Annotated in this window: 27 protein-coding genes; 12 read left to right on the forward strand and 15 right to left on the reverse strand. The window is 38.0% G+C overall.

All coding sequences use genetic code 11. The features are described from left to right. Positions 1–74: 74 nt before the first annotated feature. The 12 genes from FQU23_RS09075 to FQU23_RS09130 all read right to left on the reverse strand — a co-directional run bounded on the left by FQU23_RS09075 (position 75) and on the right by FQU23_RS09130 (position 9,863). Positions 75–647 carry a sigma factor-like helix-turn-helix DNA-binding protein gene (locus FQU23_RS09075; RefSeq protein WP_086452610.1) on the reverse strand — a complete coding sequence of 191 codons (573 nt, stop codon included), beginning with the start codon at positions 645–647 and terminating at the stop codon, positions 75–77. Between the two features lie 202 nt (positions 648–849). After that, on the reverse strand, positions 850–1,290 hold the full coding sequence (locus tag FQU23_RS09080; RefSeq protein WP_086452609.1) for a DUF3872 domain-containing protein: 441 nt from the start codon (positions 1,288–1,290) through the stop codon (positions 850–852). Between the two features lie 11 nt (positions 1,291–1,301). Beyond that, on the reverse strand, positions 1,302–1,862 hold the full coding sequence (locus tag FQU23_RS09085; RefSeq protein ID WP_132067544.1) for a conjugal transfer protein TraO: 561 nt from the start codon (positions 1,860–1,862) through the stop codon (positions 1,302–1,304). Between the two features lie 27 nt (positions 1,863–1,889). Beyond that, the gene (gene traN / locus FQU23_RS09090; RefSeq protein ID WP_147673586.1) at positions 1,890–2,783 is read right to left on the reverse strand and encodes a conjugative transposon protein TraN; all 894 of its coding nucleotides are present in this window, start codon (positions 2,781–2,783) and stop codon (positions 1,890–1,892) included. Between the two features lie 24 nt (positions 2,784–2,807). Beyond that, positions 2,808–4,124: a conjugative transposon protein TraM gene (gene traM, locus FQU23_RS09095; RefSeq protein ID WP_147673587.1), complete on the reverse strand. Its 1,317-nt coding sequence runs from the start codon at positions 4,122–4,124 to the stop codon at positions 2,808–2,810. Further along, positions 4,111–4,398: a nitrogen regulatory IIA protein gene (locus tag FQU23_RS09100; RefSeq protein WP_147673588.1), complete on the reverse strand. Its 288-nt coding sequence runs from the start codon at positions 4,396–4,398 to the stop codon at positions 4,111–4,113. The genes traM and FQU23_RS09100 overlap by 14 nt, the downstream gene beginning before the upstream one ends. A gap of 11 nt (positions 4,399–4,409) precedes the next feature. After that, positions 4,410–5,033: a conjugative transposon protein TraK gene (gene traK / locus FQU23_RS09105; RefSeq protein WP_147673589.1), complete on the reverse strand. Its 624-nt coding sequence runs from the start codon at positions 5,031–5,033 to the stop codon at positions 4,410–4,412. Between the two features lie 21 nt (positions 5,034–5,054). Then, positions 5,055–6,050: a conjugative transposon protein TraJ gene (gene traJ, locus FQU23_RS09110; protein ID WP_147673590.1), complete on the reverse strand. Its 996-nt coding sequence runs from the start codon at positions 6,048–6,050 to the stop codon at positions 5,055–5,057. Between the two features lie 2 nt (positions 6,051–6,052). Further along, positions 6,053–6,685 carry a DUF4141 domain-containing protein gene (locus FQU23_RS09115; RefSeq protein ID WP_147673591.1) on the reverse strand — a complete coding sequence of 211 codons (633 nt, stop codon included), beginning with the start codon at positions 6,683–6,685 and terminating at the stop codon, positions 6,053–6,055. Positions 6,686–6,712: 27 nt separating this feature from the next. Beyond that, positions 6,713–9,217 (reverse strand): TraG family conjugative transposon ATPase, encoded by a 2,505-nt coding sequence (locus tag FQU23_RS09120; protein ID WP_147673592.1) that lies wholly within the window; start codon positions 9,215–9,217, stop codon positions 6,713–6,715. Then, on the reverse strand, positions 9,214–9,546 hold the full coding sequence (locus FQU23_RS09125; protein WP_132109821.1) for a DUF4133 domain-containing protein: 333 nt from the start codon (positions 9,544–9,546) through the stop codon (positions 9,214–9,216). Before FQU23_RS09125 ends, FQU23_RS09120 begins: the two co-directional genes overlap by 4 nt. A gap of 11 nt (positions 9,547–9,557) precedes the next feature. Continuing rightward, positions 9,558–9,863 (reverse strand): DUF4134 domain-containing protein, encoded by a 306-nt coding sequence (locus tag FQU23_RS09130; RefSeq protein ID WP_147673593.1) that lies wholly within the window; start codon positions 9,861–9,863, stop codon positions 9,558–9,560. A gap of 211 nt (positions 9,864–10,074) precedes the next feature. Here FQU23_RS09130 and FQU23_RS09135 point away from each other — a divergent pair, with 211 nt between their 5' ends. Further along, entirely contained in the window at positions 10,075–10,875 is an 801-nt protein-coding gene (locus FQU23_RS09135; RefSeq protein ID WP_147673594.1) for a TIGR02391 family protein, read from the forward strand. A gap of 14 nt (positions 10,876–10,889) precedes the next feature. Here the strand turns inward: FQU23_RS09135 and FQU23_RS09140 are convergent, their stop codons facing one another. The 3 genes from FQU23_RS09140 to FQU23_RS09150 are packed head-to-tail and all read right to left on the reverse strand — an operon-like array spanning position 10,890 to position 12,741. Then, positions 10,890–11,525 carry a conjugal transfer protein TraD gene (locus FQU23_RS09140; protein ID WP_147673595.1) on the reverse strand — a complete coding sequence of 212 codons (636 nt, stop codon included), beginning with the start codon at positions 11,523–11,525 and terminating at the stop codon, positions 10,890–10,892. Between the two features lie 3 nt (positions 11,526–11,528). Then, a complete protein-coding gene (locus FQU23_RS09145; RefSeq protein WP_113667134.1) occupies positions 11,529–11,969 on the reverse strand; it encodes a DUF3408 domain-containing protein in 441 nt (146 codons plus the stop codon). A 4-nt stretch (positions 11,970–11,973) separates the two neighbouring features. Then, entirely contained in the window at positions 11,974–12,741 is a 768-nt protein-coding gene (locus FQU23_RS09150) for a ParA family protein (RefSeq protein ID WP_113667135.1), read from the reverse strand. A gap of 695 nt (positions 12,742–13,436) precedes the next feature. Here FQU23_RS09150 and mobA point away from each other — a divergent pair. The 11 genes from mobA to FQU23_RS09205 all read left to right on the forward strand — a co-directional run bounded on the left by mobA (position 13,437) and on the right by FQU23_RS09205 (position 22,002). Next, a complete protein-coding gene (gene mobA / locus FQU23_RS09155; RefSeq protein ID WP_113667136.1) occupies positions 13,437–13,874 on the forward strand; it encodes a conjugal transfer protein MobA in 438 nt (145 codons plus the stop codon). 2 nt (positions 13,875–13,876) lie between these two features. Further along, positions 13,877–15,154: a conjugal transfer protein MobB gene (gene mobB / locus FQU23_RS09160; RefSeq protein WP_113667137.1), complete on the forward strand. Its 1,278-nt coding sequence runs from the start codon at positions 13,877–13,879 to the stop codon at positions 15,152–15,154. 73 nt (positions 15,155–15,227) lie between these two features. After that, the gene (locus FQU23_RS09165; protein ID WP_074590678.1) at positions 15,228–15,602 is read left to right on the forward strand and encodes an ArsR/SmtB family transcription factor; all 375 of its coding nucleotides are present in this window, start codon (positions 15,228–15,230) and stop codon (positions 15,600–15,602) included. Beyond that, on the forward strand, positions 15,599–16,192 hold the full coding sequence (gene merTP, locus FQU23_RS09170; protein ID WP_074590676.1) for a mercuric transport protein MerTP: 594 nt from the start codon (positions 15,599–15,601) through the stop codon (positions 16,190–16,192). Before FQU23_RS09165 ends, merTP begins: the two co-directional genes overlap by 4 nt. 6 nt (positions 16,193–16,198) lie before the next feature. Beyond that, positions 16,199–16,405 carry a GDCCVxC domain-containing (seleno)protein gene (locus FQU23_RS16205; RefSeq protein ID WP_074590674.1) on the forward strand — a complete coding sequence of 69 codons (207 nt, stop codon included), beginning with the start codon at positions 16,199–16,201 and terminating at the stop codon, positions 16,403–16,405. Positions 16,406–16,606: 201 nt separating this feature from the next. Continuing rightward, a complete protein-coding gene (gene mobC, locus FQU23_RS09180) occupies positions 16,607–18,607 on the forward strand; it encodes a conjugal transfer protein MobC (RefSeq protein WP_074590671.1) in 2,001 nt (666 codons plus the stop codon). An 81-nt stretch (positions 18,608–18,688) separates the two neighbouring features. Next, the gene (locus FQU23_RS09185) at positions 18,689–19,018 is read left to right on the forward strand and encodes an ArsR/SmtB family transcription factor (RefSeq protein WP_074590670.1); all 330 of its coding nucleotides are present in this window, start codon (positions 18,689–18,691) and stop codon (positions 19,016–19,018) included. 59 nt (positions 19,019–19,077) lie between these two features. Continuing rightward, positions 19,078–19,542: a DUF6428 family protein gene (locus tag FQU23_RS09190; RefSeq protein WP_074590668.1), complete on the forward strand. Its 465-nt coding sequence runs from the start codon at positions 19,078–19,080 to the stop codon at positions 19,540–19,542. 19 nt (positions 19,543–19,561) lie between these two features. After that, positions 19,562–20,176, forward strand: a complete 615-nt coding sequence (locus FQU23_RS09195) for a low molecular weight phosphatase family protein (protein ID WP_074590666.1) — start codon at positions 19,562–19,564, stop codon at positions 20,174–20,176. A 3-nt stretch (positions 20,177–20,179) separates the two neighbouring features. Further along, a complete protein-coding gene (gene arsB, locus FQU23_RS09200; RefSeq protein WP_074590663.1) occupies positions 20,180–21,223 on the forward strand; it encodes an ACR3 family arsenite efflux transporter in 1,044 nt (347 codons plus the stop codon). Positions 21,224–21,438: 215 nt separating this feature from the next. Next, the gene (locus FQU23_RS09205; protein ID WP_074590661.1) at positions 21,439–22,002 is read left to right on the forward strand and encodes a helix-turn-helix domain-containing protein; all 564 of its coding nucleotides are present in this window, start codon (positions 21,439–21,441) and stop codon (positions 22,000–22,002) included. Positions 22,003–22,076 lie beyond the last annotated feature (74 nt).

Genomic DNA, 22,076 nt, shown 5'->3' on the forward strand with positions numbered 1-22,076 from the left:
TTCCACATCAGCCACCAAAGAAAAGAAGCAAAAGAACGTCGCCTTACTATAACTGGATTTTCTGTCATTCCAAATTACTGAATTGGCTGTGTTTTCCACACAGAAAATCCTTCAAAAAGATTTTCAATGCTTTCAAACTCTATAAATGCGATTAGTTCTTTTTTGCACTGTTTTTGGAATCCCTTGAAACGATGAAAATCTGTCAAAGGTATCTCGCAAAGCTGACCTATGGTGTGAATATCTAAAACCTCCATCATACTATTCATTCTCTTACTAAAAGGAAAATGGCTTTTATAAAGCTTTTTTTGCAGGTCAGTTTCGATTTTATTTTTTCTTTTTTTAATTTGTTGAGTCTCACCTTTTTTAATTTGTTGAGTCTCGCATTTAAAGTCGTATTTTAACTGTTCCAATTTGTGCTTATAGTCATCAATTTCAGCAAGTAACTGGGTTACGCTCTTTACTTTTTTATACGTTTTCGCGTAAATTTGGCGAACACGTTCACCGGTGACCCCATAAATGGCGGCCACTTCCTGAAGCGTCATTTTTTCTATCAGGAGCTTTTGCAATACATCATATTCCTTTTCAGAGAGTACTTTTCGGGACATTTCGATATAAAATCTATTGGTAAGTGCTATTACATCTTTCATAGGAATGTTGTTAAAATCTCATTATTAAAAATAGTCTTTGGATGCCACAAATTAGAACCAAGATAATAATGTTTATTCAGTTATACAATGAGCTTAATAGAGATCCATAGGGTAATAGCAAATAAAACAACCCGAAGATGATCTTCGGGTTGTGATTAAATACGAACTTTATAGTGAGAGCATAAAAACCTATATCTGACGGCTAATTACTGCTGTTAAACTCAAAACTCAACTGCCTTTCGTTCCCGAAATTATCCGAAATCCATACATCAAAGGATTGGGAGACGGTGGAGTTCGAAGTATAATACAATCTGAATTGCTTAGCCTGCAACGGGTACAAATCGTTGGGCAGATAAGGTGACGTATCGTTATACTGCAAAGTTCCTTGTCCGTCAAACTGAAAGTAGCGAAGATAGTATTGCGTGTTGTTATAATTGCCGGTTGGCTGTATCGTCAGCCTAATCTCCACGGTATTGCCATTAGCAATTTCTTTGGGTATGGGCATCACCTTTACCTCAAAAGGGAAATCATTTTGTATTTCCAGTTCGTCTTTGCTACAGGATGAAACGGAACTTATCAGGATTCCCAGCAATACATACATTGACAGTAATCCTATTCTGAATTTATTAAAAAATGTTATCATTGTTTTATATTTTAAAAGTTAATCCTCAATCCCAGACCGGCTGAAGGTCGGAACTGTTCCAGGTCCGTACCCCACAAAACTTTTGTGCGACCCTGAAGAATCAACACAAAACGGTCGGACAGGTATGTTTCAAAAGACAGCCGTCCGCCTGCGCCGTAAATGAAATTGTCCTCAGTCAGTATTTTTGCCCCGTCATACAACAAAGCTTCGCCACGGTTAATGCTTTCATAACCCAGTACACCAGTTATTGCTGCATTCAGGGTAATGTTCTTACGGGTATCACCCAACATGAAGAAACTATAACCACCTTCTGATGTGTAGGTTTCCTGTGGTAAGCGGAGGTTTTTATACTCATCATACTGGTACGTATATTCCAATGCCCAAAGCTGATAATTACCATTTTTACCGTTTAAGGTCATTCCAATATTGAGGTAGTAGTTCCTGTCGGGATAGACATCGGATAAGATTCCTGCGTTTACCTCCAGTCCTTTCTGTTTAGGCAGCATTCGTTGTGCCTGTGAGATAGTGATGCCTACAAGGAAGAACATCATTATATAAATATACTTTTTCATTTTTCTGTTATTACGTTTAATGGATTACTAAAATTTAAGGTGCATATCGTTAATCAAACTAGCCTTAATCAAATCGGAATTTTCTACCTGAAATGTCTGATGTCTGCCCCCGTTCTTCTCGAAAATCTCAATCAATAACACCTTGTCATCGGCAATGGTAAACTGATCCAACAGGAATACATTTTGTTGGGTTGTTTTTCCGCCAATCTCACTGAGTAGCTTGTAAGTACGTAGTGGTATCATGGGTCTTTCCTGTACCACAGTACGCTTTGCGATTTTTTTGTCCACTACCTTGAAATTCATAAAATCAATCTGGAAAGGAACATTGGTACGGTTTGCGAGTTCCGTATGGAAATAGTATTTACCATTATGGATATAAATTCCTTTCAGAATAAACTGTATGCCGAAACTTTTCGCCCCAATATGCTTTACAATGCGCTTATCGTTTTTGTAAATTGTTTCCAGTAATAAGCCTGCCAGTGATGGTGAGTTATTACCCAATTCTTCAAAAAGCACATCGTTTCCATCCGCTTTATCCACTGCCTTTTGCATCGTCAGCAGGTCATAACTCAACACCTCCGGGGATGAGCTGTAATGCACATTGAAACTGTAAAAGCGACCGTCATCGGTAATCACCGAAAAATTGGTTTCCGTTTCGAAATCTTTTACCGATGCTTTTACACGAAGTACGTTTTCCGCATCTTCTGCTTTTCCTGCAATCAGGTATTCGCTTCCCAAATCCACATAACGTATGGCGGTTGGGAAAATCAAATGAGTAGTCTTGTCATAAGTTACTTGCATTTGGTACGGTTCTATCTTGCCTAAATTTAGCGGTGCTTTTATACTGTCTTGTGCAAAAGTGTTTACGGCAAAGCCGATGATAAGGGCAAAAGCCCAAAAAGTTTTTATATGATTTTTCATTTTCTTAATTATTTGAGTTCAATATTATTTTTTAGAAACAAGGAAAACTTGATGTCCTGCTTTTAGCGTAACTTTTGGTGTTCGTATTTTTTTGGCGAAATAACCCGAAATACCTTGTACGGCACTTTTACTGAGGTCGGAACCAATCTGTTGTCCTGTTGACGAGTTCATACTGAAGCTTGAACCTGTGGCATTTCCCATATTGGCTACGATGTCGGTAACTGCATTACGTTCTGGCGAATAGGGAACGTACAAACCCTGCTGACCATCGAGGTCGTAGATGGTTATATCTACTGGGATAATATTGCCCTCAAGCTCAATAGATGTAACTTTTAACTGTAACCTGCCACCTTGAAACTTTCCGATTGCCGTTAAAATTGTTCCCTGCGGAATGGTACGGTTTGGCGTTTGTGCAGGTTCTAACAAACGCAGTCGTACACCGCTTTCGCCAATAATGGTCTGTGTTTCCTGTATGCTGGCTTTTACGCTATTTTTTGGTTGAGCGACTTGCTCTACTGTTCCAGCAGTATAGAAACCTCGGTTTTTGTTTTCGCTCCAGTCGGCTAAAAAAGCACTATCTGTAGGTTCTCTGTACAAAGCCGATACAGCTTTCTTTCTTGTAGGTGTGAATGCTACAAAATATTCTTTCTGAGAATTTGAAGAAGAACCTCGGCTAGCACTGTCGGTGCTTACAGGTTTTTCGGTATTTCCTCCCGAAGGCAGATACTTTGAAGCCATCTGGTACGATTTTTCCATCAACGTCAATTGGTCATTTACAGTTACACCGACAGGTATATCTTTTTCAGCCAATTTTTCTTTTAGTTCGTCCAATTGCCTGCGTAGTTCTTGTGTTTCGCTGTTATTATCCTGATAAAATGAACCTAATGTGCTTTGTGCATTTCGGTAACTGTTTAGTGTAGAAGTGCCCGATTTTCCAGTCATCATACCATTGTTTTGGTCTTCTTCGGGCAATTCTTCTTTAGTCTGCTGTGTGCTATCGGTATTCCAATAATCCGATAGCGTAGTTAGGGCATTTCGGCTTTCCTGGTCTTTCTGTTCCAGCATATCTTGCTCATAAGCTTTTTGTTTATCATCCTGCATTCCTGCTTCGGTAGCCTGTGGAAAAGCATCGTTTAGTCCGATGTTTTCCATTTCTTTTTTATCTGCCGAGGGTTTAAATATCAGGTATAAACAACCCAAAAAAACAATCCCCATTAAACCAAAAATGAGTGGTTTTTTAAATCTTTCTATGGTACTTTTCTTATCATCCGTAACATTGGATGCCTTATTTTGGTCACCTTCCTCAACCAGAATGCTGACCCTTTTTTCATTTTCTTTCATAAAATTTATTTTTAAAAATTGTTGTCAATGTGTCCTTCAGCTTTTCAGAACTTTCTTTCTTTTTGAGAACAGGATTCTCGATATGCCCAATGACCAAATTGTTATCGGCTTTGCCTGCATCATGCCATACTTTTAAAATAACTCCTGCGGTAAGCAGTAGATAGCCTATAAAAAAGTATAAGATGTATTTACGCTGCTTGCGAACCGGCAACTCTCGCCATCGTTCATCCAACTTGTTAAAATACCTATCCATATTTGCTCTTAATTTTCTCATAAGGTTGGTTTTTAGCGTTGAATAACTTCAATGTCCTTATTCTCTACCACGGCAAATTTTTCAATATTGAAACCTTGTGGGTTATTGTCTGAACGGACAGAGTTTACAAGGAAGCAGGTCGTTATCAAGCTTCGCCTTGTCACATTGCTGGAACGGATGATGAATTGCTTAGCGTAAGTACGCACTGCATAAGGATGATTATCGAAATGGCAGACCACACTATCCACCTCGATACGTTGTTGCACATTTCCCGATATGATACGGTTGTAGTAGCCTTTTTCCGAAAGGTCTTTGTAATAATCAAAGGCACTTTTATCGGCAAGATTGAACGCCCGTTTCATATTGCTTTCAATGGCATTTTTGTCGGGTGCAAGTGTGAAAAAGAGTTCGTGAAAACGTCTTACGTGTTCCCTTGCCTCAACCGGACGGTTGATGGACGCATCTTGCGAAAGAGCCAACATCAATGATTTTCCATTGTCCAGCACATAAATTTTTTGGCGTTGTTCTGTTGCAAAGCTGTAGGACTGCCATACGGCATATCCTACAATGCTAATGCATAGAACGGCAAACACAATGGCGTACAGCCTTATCTGTCTAAAGCTGTTTTCGATATTTCTGAGTGTTTTAAATTCCATTTCTTAAATGATTAATTTTATTTACTTATTGATTAGCCTGCCACCAATATTTCCTGCAACAGACCCAGCTCCAGCTCCGGCAAGATTTCCCGATTTCATTGCAGTTTGGTTAACATTACGGGTAAAGTTTCCGGCACCGCCAGCCTGAATAATCCAGCCCGTTACCGTTGGAATTGTAAAATATCCTACGATACCAATAATCATAAAAATGATATACACGGTATTACTTGTATCGGGTATATAGGTTGGGTCGGCAAGCATTTCGATGTCCCGTTCCAATATCAGCGATTGTATCCTTGCCAACATTGAGCTGAACAAATCTGAAACTGGAAGCCAGAGGTAGACGCTTATATACCTTGTAAACCATTGCGAGAGCGTAGATTGAAAACCATCCCACACGGATATGGCAAAGGCAATTGGTCCGAGTATAGACAGCACTATCAGAAAAAATGTTCTTATAGTATCAATAACCAATGCTGCCGCCTGAAATAGTATTTCCAGTAAATTGCGAAACCATTCTTTTATTGCTTTCTCAATCTTGTAGGCTTGCCTGTCCATATACATTCCTGCCATTGTTCCAACATCAGAAGGCGACCAGCCCAATTCCTCCAATTTCTTATCGAATTCCTCATCCGATGCCATATATGCGGTTTCGGGATTTCTTACCATTGCTTCGTATTCCAATTGGTCTTTCTGCTGCTGCAACTTATTCAGGTCAAGTACTTGGTCTTCGAGAATGGCGTGGGTTCCTGTAACTATCGGATTGAGAACTGCATTGATGGTTCCCAATACTATTGTTGGGAAAAACATAATGCAAAGTCCCAAAGCAAACGGACGTAACAATGGAAACATATCAATTGGTTCGGCTCGGCTTAAAGCCTGCCAAACCTTTAATGCCACATAGAACAAAGCGCCTAATCCGGCCACACCTTTAGCTACTCCTGCCATATCACCGGCAAGTGGCATCATATCATCGTAGAGCGAACGCAGTACTTCGTGAAGATTATTCCATTCCATTTTTACCAGTATTTTTGGTTAGAAGTTCCATACAAGTCAAGCACTCTCTTGGCATCGTTTTTCTTTTTCGCTCTCAAATAGCTTACAGATATGTTCTTGTTGGTGTAATAGCGAACAAGGCTGTGATAGTCTTTCACTTCCTTGTACACACGGTCGATAACATCCATACGCTCTTTGTCATTTAGCGAAAGGCTGGATGAGGTTATGATTTGCTTCAATTCCTTTAGAAGTTCCGTACTTTCATTTAGCAATGAAGAATAACCGTTGCCGATGGCTACCAATTCCTGTGGCGAAAAATTTGGATCGTTCATCATCTTGCCAAAATTCTGCACATACATTTCCGAAACATCACCTACCAACAAAACAGTCTGTTGCACTTTACGAGCATCTTTCACAAGGTTGTTTATAGCCTGTAGTTTGTCGTAATACTCTTTGCCTTGCTTATACACTTTTTCCACTTCCTTGAAATTCTTAACCACATTGCTTACAGTGGAAGAAGTCTGTATAATTTCGTTCGCACTATTGAGGATGCCTGAAGCCAGATTTGCAGGATCTGTAACCACGAATTGTGCTTTTGCGGACGGTGCTACGGCAAGCGTTAATGCCATACACACCATAAAAATGATTTTTTTCATTTTCTTAAATTTTAAATTGTTAATGAATTATTGATTTGCACTATCACGCCGTTGCATAGCGATGTGCTTAATGGCAAGTTCTACATTGCCATCTAGTTCAGATGCGAGTTGCATCACTTCCAGTTTTTCGGTTTCTTCGGTGGTGTATGCGAGATATTCCTCCAAACTAACTTCTGTGGCATATACCGCAGAGTGTGTTCCGCCCAAGCCAATCCATACTTCCTTGTAAAGACGTGATGGGTCGTTGTTCATATTGATAGAAAGTACCTGCGCTTTTTCCTTATCAGTCAAACCGAGCATTGCCTGTATATCATCAAACTTGTTCATATACTTTCGCTGGTCGAGCAGGATTTTACAATCGCTGTTGTTAATGATACTTTCCTTTACGATGGGCGACTGGATAATGTCGTCCACTTCTTGTGTTACTACGATGGCTTCGCCAAAAAACTTCCTTACCGTTTTGAAGAGATATTTTATGTATTCTGCCATTCCTTCTTTGGCGATGGCTTTCCAGGCTTCTTCAATCAGGATGAGTTTTCGGATACCTTTTAGCCTTCTCATTTTGTTGATGAAGACTTCCATAATGATGATAGTTACAATTGGAAAGAGGATTTTATGGTCTTTAATGGCATCAATCTCAAACACAATAAAGCGTTTGGAAAGCAGGTCTAATTGTTTATCAGAATTCAACAGGTAATCATATTCGCCACCTTTGTAATAAGGTTCCAAAACATTGAGAAAATTTGCAATATCAAAGTCTTTTTCCCTTACTTGTTTTTCTTCCAATACCTTACGATAATCGCCTTTCACATATTCATAGAAACCATTGAAGGATGGAAAAATATCATCTTGTTTAATACGTTCGATGTAACCACTTACGGCATTTGATAATGCCACTTCTTCCGAACGGGTCGGTGGTTCATCATCACGTTTCCAAAGGGTAAGTATCAAGGTTTTGACACTTTCTCTTTTTTCAATGTCAAACACACCATCATCGGTGTAGAAAGGATTAAAGGCAATAGGATTATCTTCGGTATAAGTAAAGTAAACGCCGTCTTCGCCTTTGGTTTTGCCTTTGATGAGTTCGCATAAACCCTGATAAGAATTACCGGTATCAACCAACAAAACGTGAGCACCTTGCTCATAATATTGGCGAACCATATGGTTAGTGAAAAACGATTTCCCACTTCCCGAAGGACCAAGTATAAACTTGTTCCGGTTTGTGATGATACCCCGTTTCATCGGCAAATCCGATATATCCAAATGAATAGGCTTTCCGGTCAATCGGTCAGCCATCTTAATGCCAAATGGCGATGGCGAATTGTCGTAATTGGTTTCTTCTGTAAAAAAACACAAAGCAGGTTCAATGAACGTGTAAAAACTTTCCTCACTCGGGAAGTCGCCTGCATTGCCCGGCATTCCTGCCCAATATAGTGTTGCTACATCCGTACTGTTGTGGCGTGGTTTACATTCCATCAATGCCAAAGCGCTACCACTATCATTTTTTATTTGTTTGAGTTCGTTGGCATCATCTGACCAAGCCATAATGTTGAAGTGTGCCCGAATAGAAGAAAGTCCGAACGAATGTGCCTCATTCAGGTATTTTTCTATCCACTCTTTGTTGATTTGATTTGCCCGACTGTAGCGAGCCAACGAATGCATATTTCTTGCAGACTTTTCAAACTTTTGCAGGTTGGCTTCGCTGTTATCCAAAAACAAATACTGGTTGTAAATATGATTACAGCTTAACAGCAATCCCACAGGTGCAGCGAACGACAAACGGCAGTCGCTTCGGTCGGTAGATAGTTTTTCAAAACGGGTATCAGCAGATACTGTTCCGGGCAAATCGTCGGTATCGGATAAAGTGTGCAGGCACAATCTTTTGTTACCAATACGAATTTCTTCGCCACCCAATGCAATGTCTTGCATCGGTGTTCCAACTTCTCTGGATAATGTTAGGTATTGCTCCAATAATCCCTGCTTTCCATCTGTACCGATGATTTCGTCTTCGGTTAACCGTTGCAGTTTGATAAACCCGCTATCGTTTACGATACGTTCAAATTGTGCAATGGCTTCCATAAAGCGATGTATCACTTCCTTATCCCTGATTTCCTTCGGTATCAGTGTTCCTTTGCAAAGCGAACTGAAATTACTCTGCATTCGCATTCGCTCTTTACTCGTTTTAGTTAGGAACAGATAACAATAATGGTTCAGAAAAGGACGTTCATTGAAATGGCGTTGATAGGATTTTGCTAGAAAACTTTGGTCATCTTTTGCCAAATCGGGCGCATAATTTTCTTTGATGTACCAATCCTGTTTATGGACTATCGTGAAATCTGGCAAGGTTTTGATAGCCTTATGCCAAGCGGAATGGATAGCTTCATATTCAGCAGAAGCCACGGTAAACAGCTCCGGCAGATGTACTTCAAAGCAGGCAGTAATGTCCGCATCCTTTGACAGAATACAATTGTTCTCTACCGCCAATAATGGAAACTTGCTTTCCAGTGTTGTTGATTTTGCTGTATTTATCATCGTACATTGGGTTTAGTGGTAAACTTCAAATAGCGATGTACAGGCTTTCGACAAATGATGTAGCGAGGATGCCGTTTATTAGCCGCTATTTTCATTAATCCGTGTTCGCCATATTTTCTGTTCAGTGAGAAGGTTTGCCACACAATCAGCGAAGCACCACCTGCTCCAAGAAAAAGACAGATGTAAGAATTAACCCCGATCATATATAGTATCATCACGAGGATTAGTGTCCCGAGCAATCCGCCTGCGAAAATGAACAAGTATTGTGCTTTCAACCCTTTAAATTCTACCGTTCTTCCAATACCCTTATTGATGTTATAATTACTCATAAGGCAAGGGATTAAAGGAAGAATGAACGAAGGACGGTTGCTGCTACGATGAGGAAAATACACGCACCGAACCACGAAGCCGCCGTTTTGCTTGTATCAGGATCACCCGAACTGAATTTGTTGTACACCTTAACACCTCCGATGAGACCTACTACGGCGCCAATGGCGTAGATGAGCTGTGTGGCAGGGTCGAAATAAGACGTTACCATTTGGGTTGCTTCGTTGATACCGGCTGTACCATTTCCTTGTGCGAAGGCACCAATTCCTGACAGCATTGCTATCGCTGTCAGCAAAGCTTTTTTTCTCTGTTTTTTCATAATTGAAACACATTAAATTGTTATTCTTTCCCACACCTTGCGGGCTTTCGTGACAAAGGTGTTTCGGAAATCGGGGCGGGATAACAATGTGGCAGTGAGTGGAATTACTTGGCGGTGAGTGGCGGTTGAAGGTTCAAAAAACAATATATTAGCGTATCTTGCTAATTCTTTTATAGAAATATTTAATAGCATTAATAAAGAAAAAATAAGAATGGCAAGTATTAAACATCCCGTGTTTGAAGCGCACATATTGGAAGGGTTATGCAGAACAATTGGTGATACGGCAGATGGCTTAACGGGTACAGAAATTGGACAAATTCTTTTAAATTCTAATATTCCAGATATAGACCCCCAAAACACAAAATGGAGAAGATTATATTCAGCATTTGCTGAGTGGCAAAATCAGCATCAATGTTCAAATCACATATTAAGATTTGTACAAGATGCTTTACAACCAGTACGTTATATTGGGAAAGAGGAAGTTTTTCATAACCGTAGATTGGAAGTAAATAAGCGGTTGTCGTTTATAGGTACTGAACTTACGGAGGAAGGAAAATTTAGATTGGTGGCAAAAGCAACTACAATAGCCGATGCCGAACAAAGAGCTAGTCGCTTGAAACATAAATTAGAAAATAGAAACGTTCATACCGCTGTTTTTGAATATTGTAAAGCTGAATTATTGTTTGAAAATTATTTTCATTCTGTTTTTGAAGCAACTAAAAGTGTTGCCGACCGTTTAAGAAAGTTGACTGGATTGTATGCTGACGGCAATGCTTTGGTAGAAACCGTATTTTCAACAACCAATCCTTTAATTAAAATCAATAATTTATTGACCGATACGGATAGAAGCGAACACATAGGATTATGTAATCTAATTAAGGGTGTTTTTGGCTTAATTAGAAATCCTACTGCACATCAACCTAAAATTAAATTTGAGATTACTGAAGAAGAGGCTCTTGACATTTTAAATACCATATCATATATCCATAAACGATTAGATAAAGCACTATAAAAACATTGGGAAGTCTATACAAACTTCCCAATGTCAAAACCATCAAAATCATTTTTCCGCAAAGTGGAAGAACTGGCTTCCGTTTCAGAAGAAAGGTTACTGTCCAATAGCTCTGCTATTTTACGAGAAGTGCCTTCCATAGAATTTTCCAAAAGGCTGAATAATTCGGTTCCTTGTATTTTCTGAACTATGGCTATCGCTGTTTCCTTTTGAGACGGCTCCAATTTTTCTTTTTGTAGCAACATCCCCACGGAGCTTAGTTCTTCAAAGGTAACCCCTTGGGCAAAACCGTTATCGCTACTGGATATTCCGTACCTGTTCCATTCATCTTCTTCATCATCAAAATCAGACATATTACTGAAAACTTCGTCCAGCTCTTCCTGCGGAATTTGAATGTCGACGTTTTCATTTTCGTCGTATTCTATGTCAAAATTATCAGGATTTACTTCCTGCTCCTCATTTTGGCGTTCAGTGGCATTGTTTGGCACCGAAAGGCTTCTCTTAGGTCTAGGTTGCCCCATAATATCGGGCAGTTTAGGGTTGCTTTTTCCCTGTATCGGTTTTCTTTCTGAACTTTTTTTGATTACAATCTTGTCCTGCACAAGCAGGGCAATCAAAATCAGCAGGCATATCACAATTACTATTTCCATAACTTATAAAATAGGTTTGTATTTATCATTAAAACTCTTGGTAATCTGCTCGCCAAATTCCTGAAAATGGTAGTCCAGTAAATTGTCTAAATAACCGTAAATGGTTATTTTGTCTTCGCCTATCACTTGTACAATACGTGACAATTTTTCGTGAAAATCTGGTCGGATATATACCGTTTTTCCATCTCGGGCATTCGTGTCTGTTCTTTTGAAAAAGAGGCTTTCGTAATCTGTTTCGTTTGTTTTTTTAATTTTGGTCTTTTCCTTCACAGCAGATTTCTCCAATGGTAGTTTTTCGGGCTGAACATATTCCTTTTCGAGGGCTTCAACAGTTTGTTCTGTGGGTAACTGTAATCCCTCTCTTTTTACGCCATCTACCATCAGGCTCATCATCAGTTCCTCGTTAATATCGGGCGTACTTTTTTTCTTATTTTCTTTTTCCATTAGACTATAATTGAATGATTCTTAAAAATTCATTTACAAATTGATCTAACTGACAGGCTTTCATCAAGCGTTCATCAGGTGGCATTACCGTAGAACGGAAAACGGCTTTGCTGTTTACTTCACTTTCTTTGCGAAAACGGGTGCTGTTTTTGATTTGGCTCTGCATCAGGCTTAATCCTAATTGTTTGATGAGCTCGTTATAAACCTCATATAAAGGTGTACTTTCCCTGCCATCAACCTGGTTCCAAAACAGGTTGATGGTTTCTATGGAAGTTTCGCCTTTTTTCATAATCACATCCTGCAAAAGCTGTGTAAAAATCAGTGTGCTTTCCATTACCACTCGGTCTGCCGTGATAGGTGTAAAAATGTGGTGCATTCCTGCCAATGCATTCAAAATACCAGGCGTGTTAACCGTTCCGGGCAGGTCAAAAAAGACCACATCAATAGGTACTGAAGAACTACTTAAAAATTCGTGAGCGGTTTCCAATACGCTATCAGCTTTGGATTGCATAATCGGATAGGCTTTTTTGTTGATGGTGGTAAATTGTTTGTAAGCCAGCTTTTTTAAAGCTTCGTTTTCCATTACCATCGCCAAATCACGAGCCTTCATTTTCATCAGGCTGTGCTGGGGAAAATCGGCATCAAATACGGCTACATTATAGCCCAACCGATAGTGCATCGTACTTGCAACCAATGTTGTAAATGTACTTTTTCCCACACCGCCTTTTTGAGATGAAAAGGCGATAAATACTGTTTTGTGTTTTGCATTCATATTTCAACTGTTTTTTAAATTTATATCCTCAATTACTTAGGTGCGCATATAGGTTTGTAGCTCTATACAGAATTATAGAGATAAACAGGTAATTACGCACTAGGCTATTTATGTACTTGAATACTTTTTTATGGCTGTAGGCAAATAGATTTGTACAACCATAATTACTTATTTATATACCTGCTTTTTTGCGTACACAATTGCATATTCAAGTATTTCAATGGGTGCTTTTTTACATCTTCACATTTGTATTTATTTACATCGGTAATGAAGTACTTACGTTGTTACCTGCATAGCTAACTATGTCTCTATATGTGTTTGTAAGTACAAATAAATGCAGATAAATAGGTGTTTACATTATCGTGGTAGTGTTTGGCTTCTAAAGGCAGAGTTTGTCCTAGTATCACATTGCAATACTCTTATCAACAGTTGGTTACTTTGTAAAATGAATTTTACTAACGGATTTATGCAAAGCATCTTGATAAAATGGACACGAAGCAGAACGGCATCGAGCCGATTTTCCCTGCTACATTTAATCCGTCCCGCAGGGCGGATTTTTGTGTTCATCAGAACACGGCAAGTTGTGTTTTGAGCATCTCGAAACGATTTCGGATGCTCAAAACAACTTGCCCTGCCGGGGGCTGAAAAACACCTTCCGAAGTCAGGGTTTTGTGTAAATTATAAATGGATTTGTGATGAACGAAAACAACAGAAAACAATTAAAAAAGACCGGACGCCGACCTAAAGAAGACCCGGCGAAGATTAGATATACAATTTCCTTTAATGCAGAAGAGCACAGCCGATTTCTTTCGCTCTTTGACCAATCGGGAATGCAGGTAAAGGCACATTTTATAACCTCTTGCATCTTTGAAAAAAAGATAAAAACCATTCAAATTGATAAAGGAACAGTTGATTTCTATATGCGATTGACCTCGTTTCACAGTCAATTTCGCTCGGTAGGTGTAAATTATAACCAAGTTGTAAAGCTATTGTACAAGAATTTTTCAGAGAAAAAAGGATCTGCCTACCTCTATAAATTGGAAAAACAGACGATTGAAATGGTATTGTTATGCCAAAAAATAATTCATCTAATCGAAGAATTTGAAGCAAAACATCTGAAAAAACAGGTCTAAAAATGATAGCAAAAATTGGAAGAAGCAGTAATTTATATGGTGCTTTGGCGTACAATAATCTTAAAGTGGAAAAGGAAAACGGACAAATTCTGTTTGCTAATAAGATAATTGAAACACCAAGCGGACATTATTCTGTAGCACAATTAAGCCAATCTTTTACACCTTATCTTATTGCAAATCGAAATACCGAAAAACATACGTTGCATATTTCGCTCAATCCAGACCCGAAAGATAATGTTAGTGATGAAAAATTTAGGGAGTTGGCAGAGCAGTATATGCGTGAAATGGGTTATGGCGAACAGCCTTTTGTCGTGTTCAAGCATACTGATATCGACAGAACGCACATACATATTGTTTCGGTTTGTGTGAATGAAGAAGGCAAAAAGATTTCAGATAAATTTGAGAAAATGCGGTCTATGAATGTGTGCCGAGAACTCGAAAGGCAACACGGATTGGTATCTGCAACAGATAAGGAACACAAGCAGAACGATAAGATTTTTAGCCCTGTGAATTACCAGAAAGGTGATGTAAAAAGTCAGATAGCTTCGGTAATTCGCCATTTACCGAACTATTACCAATACCAGACATTGGGCGAATACAACGCATTGCTTTCGTTATTCAATATTACTACTGAAAAAGTTGAGGACGAATTGCAGGGAAAATCTCAGCAGGGTTTATTGTATATTCCGTTAAATGAAAAAGGAGAAAGGGCCGGACATCCATTCAAGGCTTCGCTTTTCGGAAAGAGCGCAGGGCTTCCGACTTTGGAATTGCATTTTGCGAAATGCAAAGAGGCTTTGAAAGACCACCCGACAAAGCCAACTATCAAAGCTGCCATTACCATTGCCCTGAAAACCACGAGCGATGAACAGGCATTTAAAAAGCAGTTAACGGAACAGGGCATTAACGTAGTAGTGCGCCGGAATGATACAGGGCGTATTTATGGTATCACATTTATTGACCACAATTCCAAAGCGGTTTGGAACGGTTCCCGTTTAGGAACAGAACTTTCTGCCAATACCTTTAATGATTATTGGAACAATAATATCAAACCCGACATTAAAGAACCAGTTGAACTACAATCGAAAATATCAAGACCGAATGATGCAGATCTTCCTGCGGAAGAACCACATCATTTGTTCGACTTCCTGAATACTTCTGAAAAACACGAAGACGGTTTGATTGAGGCATTAGGCGGTTTGCTTCCCGAAGCCCAGGGCGATGATTACGAGGAACAGGATTTTGCTAACAAAATGAAGAAGAAAAAAAGAAGACTGTAATAGGTTAGATTTTTAATTCTATTTGTTATATTTAAGTACTTGCTTAAATAAACGAATTAGCTATCTTTGCACTATGGACAATAATTCTTGCATACGACAACAAGCGGACATTAAACAAATAAACCGTTGTAAAGACAGAGTTTCAGAACTCAATGGTTCGTTTGACTATTTATCGAACGGACTTGAATTAGCGGGAAACAATGTAAGGCTGAAAATCCTCTTTCTGCTTTATGAAGAAAAACGGCTTTGTGTTTGTGACATAAGCGACATACTTGGTATGACAATTTCAGCAGTTTCACAGCACTTACGAAAACTCAAAGACAGAAAACTCATTGAAGCAGAACGAGAAGCTCAAACCATTTTTTACTCATTGGCTAAAGAGTATGAAAAAATGCTGAACCCGTTTTTCAAAATCCTTGGCGAAAACAAAATTTTGGAAACAATATGAAAACAGACAAAAAATTAATTGGTGCAGGACTTTTGACTGCAATTGCAGCTTCTCTTTGTTGCATCACACCCGTATTAGCTCTTATTGCAGGAACAAGCGGTCTTACTTCCACTTTTTCTTGGCTTGAACCTTTTCGACCGTATTTTATTGGGTTGACAATTTTGGTTCTTGGTTTTGCTTGGTATCAAAAGTTGAAACCCAAAAAGCAAATAGATTGCAATTGTGAGACAGAAGAAAAACCAAAATTCATTCAGTCAAAAATGTTTTTAGGAATTGTAACAGCATTTGCAATCGTAATGCTTGTCTTTCCATACTACTCAAGCATTTTCTACCCAAAGACAGAAAAGCAAATTATAGTGGTGGACAAATCCAATATTCAAAAAGTAGAATTTACGATTAGCGGAATGACTTGTGCAAGTTGTGGCGAACACGTAAACCATGAAGTAAATAAATTGACAGGAATAATAAGTTCAAACGCCTCATACGAAAAAGAAAACGCAATCGTAAAATTTGACAACTCAAAAACTAACATTTTTGAAATTGAAAAAGCAATAAACTCGACAGGATATTCTGTAACCGACAAAAAATAAAATGAAATGGAAATCAAATTGCAATCAACAATAATCTGCCCCAACTGCGAACACAAGAAAGAAGAAACAATGCCGACAGATGCTTGCCAATATTTCTACGAATGTGAAAAGTGCAAACAAGTTCTTAAACCAAAACAAGGAGACTGTTGTGTTTATTGCAGTTACGGAAATGTTCCTTGTCCACCCATTCAGCAAGACAAAAAATGTTGCTAACGGACAGAAAACAAAAAAGGTTAGCAACTAAAAGTGTCTTTTATTTTGATCCTCTATAAATGTTACTATACAAAGTGGTCATAGGAGCTACACCTCTTATCTCTCCGCCAAACAGTACCATGCACCGCCATTGAGTGCCACATTCTTATAACCACTCTTTAGACCTTTTAAATTCACGCCCTAACATTAAAAATTAAAATAATGCAGGGAGAAGATGATTTAAGAGGACTTGCCAAGATTATGGCATTTATGCGGGCAGTCAGTATTCTTTTGGTACTGATGCACCTTTATTGGTTCTGCTACGGTTTCTTCATAGAACGTGGCTGGACTTTAGAAGTAATCAATAAAATATTAGGCAATTTCCAACGAACAGCTGGTTTGTTTTCGCATACCTTATATACCAAAGTTTTTGCAATTGTATTGCTGGCTTTGAGCTGCTTGGGAACTAAAGGCGTAAAGAATGAAAAGATAACCTGGACTAAAATTTACGTAGCTTTGGGCGTTGGTTTTGTGCTGTTCTTCCTGAATACACCGTTGTTAAAGCTATCTCCGGTAATAAGCACATTCCTGTATATCCTTACTATCTCGTTAGGTTATATCGCTTTGCTGATGGCAGGTGTTTGGATGAGCCGTTTGCTTCGTACTAACCTTATGGACGATGTTTTCAATAATGAGAACGAGAGTTTTCAGCAGGAAACCAAATTGATGGAAAATGAATATTCTGTCAATCTTCCCACAAAATTTTATTACAAAAACAAATGGAATAACGGCTGGATAAACATCGTCAATCCTTTTCGGGCAACCATTGTTTTAGGAACGCCAGGTTCCGGAAAATCGTATGCTATCGTAAACAACTATATCAAGCAACAGATTGAGAAAGGGTTCTCAATGTACATCTACGATTTTAAGTTTGATGACCTTTCCACCATTGCCTACAATCATTTACTGAAGCATCGGGACAAGTACAAAGTTCAACCCAAACTCTACATCATCAATTTTGACGATCCACGTAAGAGCCACCGTTGCAATCCTCTCAATCCCAACTTTATGACGGACATTTCCGATGCTTACGAAGCCGCATATACCATAATGCTGAACCTCAATCGTAGCTGGATACAGAAGCAAGGCGATTTCTTTGTGGAAAGCCCGATTATATTATTGGCTGCTATTATTTGGTATCTGAAAATCTATGAGGACGGTAAGTACTGTACATTCCCACACGCCATTGAATTGCTGAATAAAAAGTATTCGGACGTATTTACTATTTTAACTTCATATCCTGATTTGGAAAATTATCTTTCGCCGTTTATGGATGCGTGGCAAAGTGGCGCACAAGACCAATTACAGGGACAGATTGCATCAGCAAAAATTCCTTTATCAAGAATGATTTCGCCACAATTGTATTGGGTAATGACTGGCGATGATTTTTCTTTGGATATTAATAATCCCAAAGAACCCAAGATTTTGTGTGTTGGTAATAATCCCGACCGTCAAAATATTTATTCGGCAGCTTTGGGATTGTATAATTCAAGGATTGTCAAACTCATTAATAAAAAAGGGCAATTAAAGAGTTCTGTTATTATTGATGAGTTGCCCACTATTTATTTTCGGGGATTAGATAATCTTATTGCAACTGCCCGAAGTAATAAAGTGGCAGTTTGTTTAGGCTTTCAGGATTTTTCGCAATTGATAAGGGATTATGGCGATAAAGAAGCAAAGGTTATCCAAAACACTGTGGGCAATATATTTTCGGGTCAGGTAGTTGGCGAAACGGCAAAGAGCCTTTCGGAAAGGTTCGGAAAAGTTTTGCAGAAACGTCAAAGTTTATCAATCAATAGAAATGATACCTCAACTTCAATATCGACACAATTAGATAGTTTAATTCCGGCTTCCAAAATCTCAACATTAACCCAAGGTATGTTTGTAGGTGCTGTTTCGGACAACTTTGACGAACGCATCGAGCAAAAGATTTTCCACGCTGAAATTGTCGTGGACAATGAAAAAGTTGCCGCAGAAACTAAAGTATATCAGAAGATACCGGAAATCCTATCCTTTGTTGATGAACACGGGGAAGATAAAATGAAACAGCAAATTGAAAGTAATTACCGTCAGATAAAAATAGACATTGTTCTAATTATTGCAACTGAATTGGAAAGGATTAAGAATGATCCGAATTTGCAACATTTGGTGCAACAGGGGTAAACTTCACTAAATATTTTTTTTAAACAATTTTGGCAGTTAAAATATTAATCGTAATATTGCGATGTATAATTATAGATAAAAATGGGAGTTACAAAAACTGAAATATTTACGGAACAGCAGAACCGTTTAGCAACTTCGCTAAAGGCATTGGCTCATCCTGCACGCATAGCTATCCTACAATATATCATTAAACAAAATACCTGTATTTGTAATGACTTGGTAGAGGAATTGGGATTGGCACAAGCTACCATTTCGCAGCATTTGAAAGAACTAAAAAACATTGGTATTATTAAAGGAAATATAGAGGGAACCAGTGTATGCTACTGCATTGATGAAAATGTTTGGCAGCAGATTAAGAAGGAACTCAACACTTTCTTCGTTGACGATATAGGTATTGATAAATGTTGCTAAGCATTTATTTTGACTAAATTAATCGTAACAATGCAATATAACAATTAAATAATGGAATTATGAAACTATCAAAAATCAAAGAAATCTTACCAACATTAGAGAATGTTGAATTTCAATTAGAGAACGGAACATTTGTTCCTGAACATTTCCACGTTACCGAAGTGGGGCAAATCAATAAAAAATTTATTGATTGTGGCGGTGTAATCCGCAATGAAAAAGTAGTCAACTTTCAGTTGTGGAATGCTGACGATTTCGAACATAGATTGAAGCCAACCAAGCTATTAAACATCATCAAACTATCCGAAGAAAAATTAGGCATGGAAGATGCTGAAATTGAAGTAGAATATCAAAGTGATACTATCGGGAAATATGATTTGGATTTCAACGGAAAAACATTCGTACTGAAAAGTAAAACAACAGCTTGTCTTGCTCAGGATGCTTGCGGTATTCCTGTCGAAAAGCAAAAAATAAAATTATCAGCGTTGAATAATGCTTCCTGCACACCTAATTCAGGATGTTGTTAAACCCTTTAAATCAATCAAAATGTATAAGAATTTAGTTGAAACAATAAACAATGTTACTACTTTTCAAAACATCAGTGAAGAACGCAAAAATATATTACGACCACTGATAGATTTTGTACAGCAAAAAGTAAACAATAGTCAGGAAATAAGTATCAACTTCATTTGTACCCATAATTCACGAAGAAGTCATTTGTCGCAGGTTTGGGCACAGGTAGCAGCAGCGTACTATACTATCCCAAATGTACATTGTTATTCAGGCGGAACAGAGGAAACGGCATTATTCCCGAAAGTGGCAGAAACATTGACACATCAGGGATTAAGTATTTTCAAAATAGCAGATACCGACAATCCTGTATATGCCATAAAGTATAGTGATAATTCTTTGCCGATTGTTGGTTTTTCCAAAAAATATGATAGCCCTTTCAATCCTGTATCAGCGTTTGTAGCTATTATGACCTGTTCACAGGCAGACGGCGGATGCCCTTTTATTGCAGGAGCAGAAAAGAGAATACCTATCACATTTGAAGACCCTAAAATTTCAGACAATACACAGGAACAATCAAAGGTATATGCTGATAGAAGTTTACAGATAGCAACGGAAATGTTCTATGTTTTTTCAATGATTAAAATGTAGCCGATGCAACCAAAACTAAAATTCTTAGACAGATACCTTACCTTATGGATATTCCTTGCAATGGCAGTAGGTATAGGATTGGGATATATTTTTCCCGGTATTTCAAAAATTACAAATGCGCTATCCGTAGGCACTACAAATATTCCGTTGGCAATAGGTTTAATATTGATGATGTATCCGCCATTAGCAAAGGTTGATTATTCATTATTGCCTATGGCGTTTAAGGATAAAAAAGTAATTGGTATATCCTTATTACTGAATTGGGGTATCGGTACAGTGCTAATGTTCGGGTTAGCCGTTTTATTTTTAAGGAATGAACCCGATTATATGACAGGTTTGATACTGATAGGTTTGGCAAGATGTATCGCAATGGTAATCGTTTGGAGTGACTTAGCTAAAGCAAACAGAGAATATACAGCTATGTTAGTTGCATTAAACAGTATCTTCCAGATATTTACTTACAGTTTTTTAGTTTGGTTATTCATCAACGTATTACCTGCAAAATTAGGATTAGCCAATTTCAATGTAAGCGTATCAATGAAAGATGTTACCGAAAGCGTACTGATATACTTGGGTATTCCATTCTTGGCAGGTTTTTTAAGCCGCTACTTCCTTGTAAAATCAAAAGGTATAGAATGGTATAATCGGAAATTTGTACCCAAAATATCGCCCATTACATTGTATGCTTTACTGTTTACCATAGTATTGATGTTCAGTCTGAAAGGCGATAAAATAGTAGAGTTGCCAATGGATGTAGTAAAAGTAGCAATACCGTTAATCATCTATTTTATACTTATGTTTTTCGTGAGCTTCTTTATCAATAAATCTCTTAAAGTTCCTTACGATAAAAACACATCCATCGCATTTACAGCCACAGGAAACAATTTTGAATTGGCAATAGCCGTAGCAATATCGGTTTTCGGTATTCATTCGCCACAGGCATTTGTGGGCGTTATCGGCCCATTGGTGGAAGTTCCTGTACTGATATTATTGGTACGTGCAAGTTTGTGGCTAAAGAAAAAATATTATGACCAAAATGCTCATTGATGCTTTGAATAAAGAAATGGGATAAAGAAAGTCAGCAAACTACTTGGCCAGTTTTTCATTTGGTAGATACAAATTTAAGCAATATTAAAAATGAAGAATTGGACAACGCAGTGGATAAATACATCAATTGACAACTGTTCTACAATTACAAGAAAATATTAATTGTAATTTTATAGAGCCTATTTTAAGCTAATTTCAAATAAAGCACAAAATATATGACAACACTCTTTATAAAAAATATGGTTTGCAACCGTTGCATTATGGTAGTGCAGAATGAATTGGACAAGCTTGGCTTAGACGTAAAAAATATAAAGCTCGGCGAAGTAACATTAGATAAAGAGCCAACAACCGATGAAAAAAATAAATTGGATAAAGCCTTAATTCTATTAGGATTTGAACTCATTGATGATAAAAAAAGCAGGGTTATCGAAAAGATAAAGAACGTCATTATTGACTTGGTTCATCATCAGGACAACAATACCAAAACTAACCTTTCAGATGTATTAAGCAGTCAATTGCACCACGATTATAATTACTTATCCAACCTGTTTTCAGAAGTAGAAGGCACTACTATCGAAAAATATTTTATTGCCCAAAAAATAGAGAAGGTAAAAGAATTATTGGTATATGATGAACTATCTTTGAGTGAAATTGCTTTCCGTTTAAATTACTCAAGTGTAGCCTATTTAAGCAACCAATTCAAAAAGGTAACAGGACTTACCACAAGTTATTTCAAGCAAATACGAGAGGATAAAAGAAAACCTTTGGATAAGGTCTAAGTAAATCTTACAAATCATTCCCAAAATTCCACAACGAAAAAATGGAAACAATATGGAACTTTGTATCATAATAA

It is taken from the genome of Flavobacterium sp. XN-5 (genome assembly GCF_008033395.2).
GTDB classification, from domain to species: Bacteria; Bacteroidota; Bacteroidia; order Flavobacteriales; family Flavobacteriaceae; genus Flavobacterium; species Flavobacterium hiemivividum.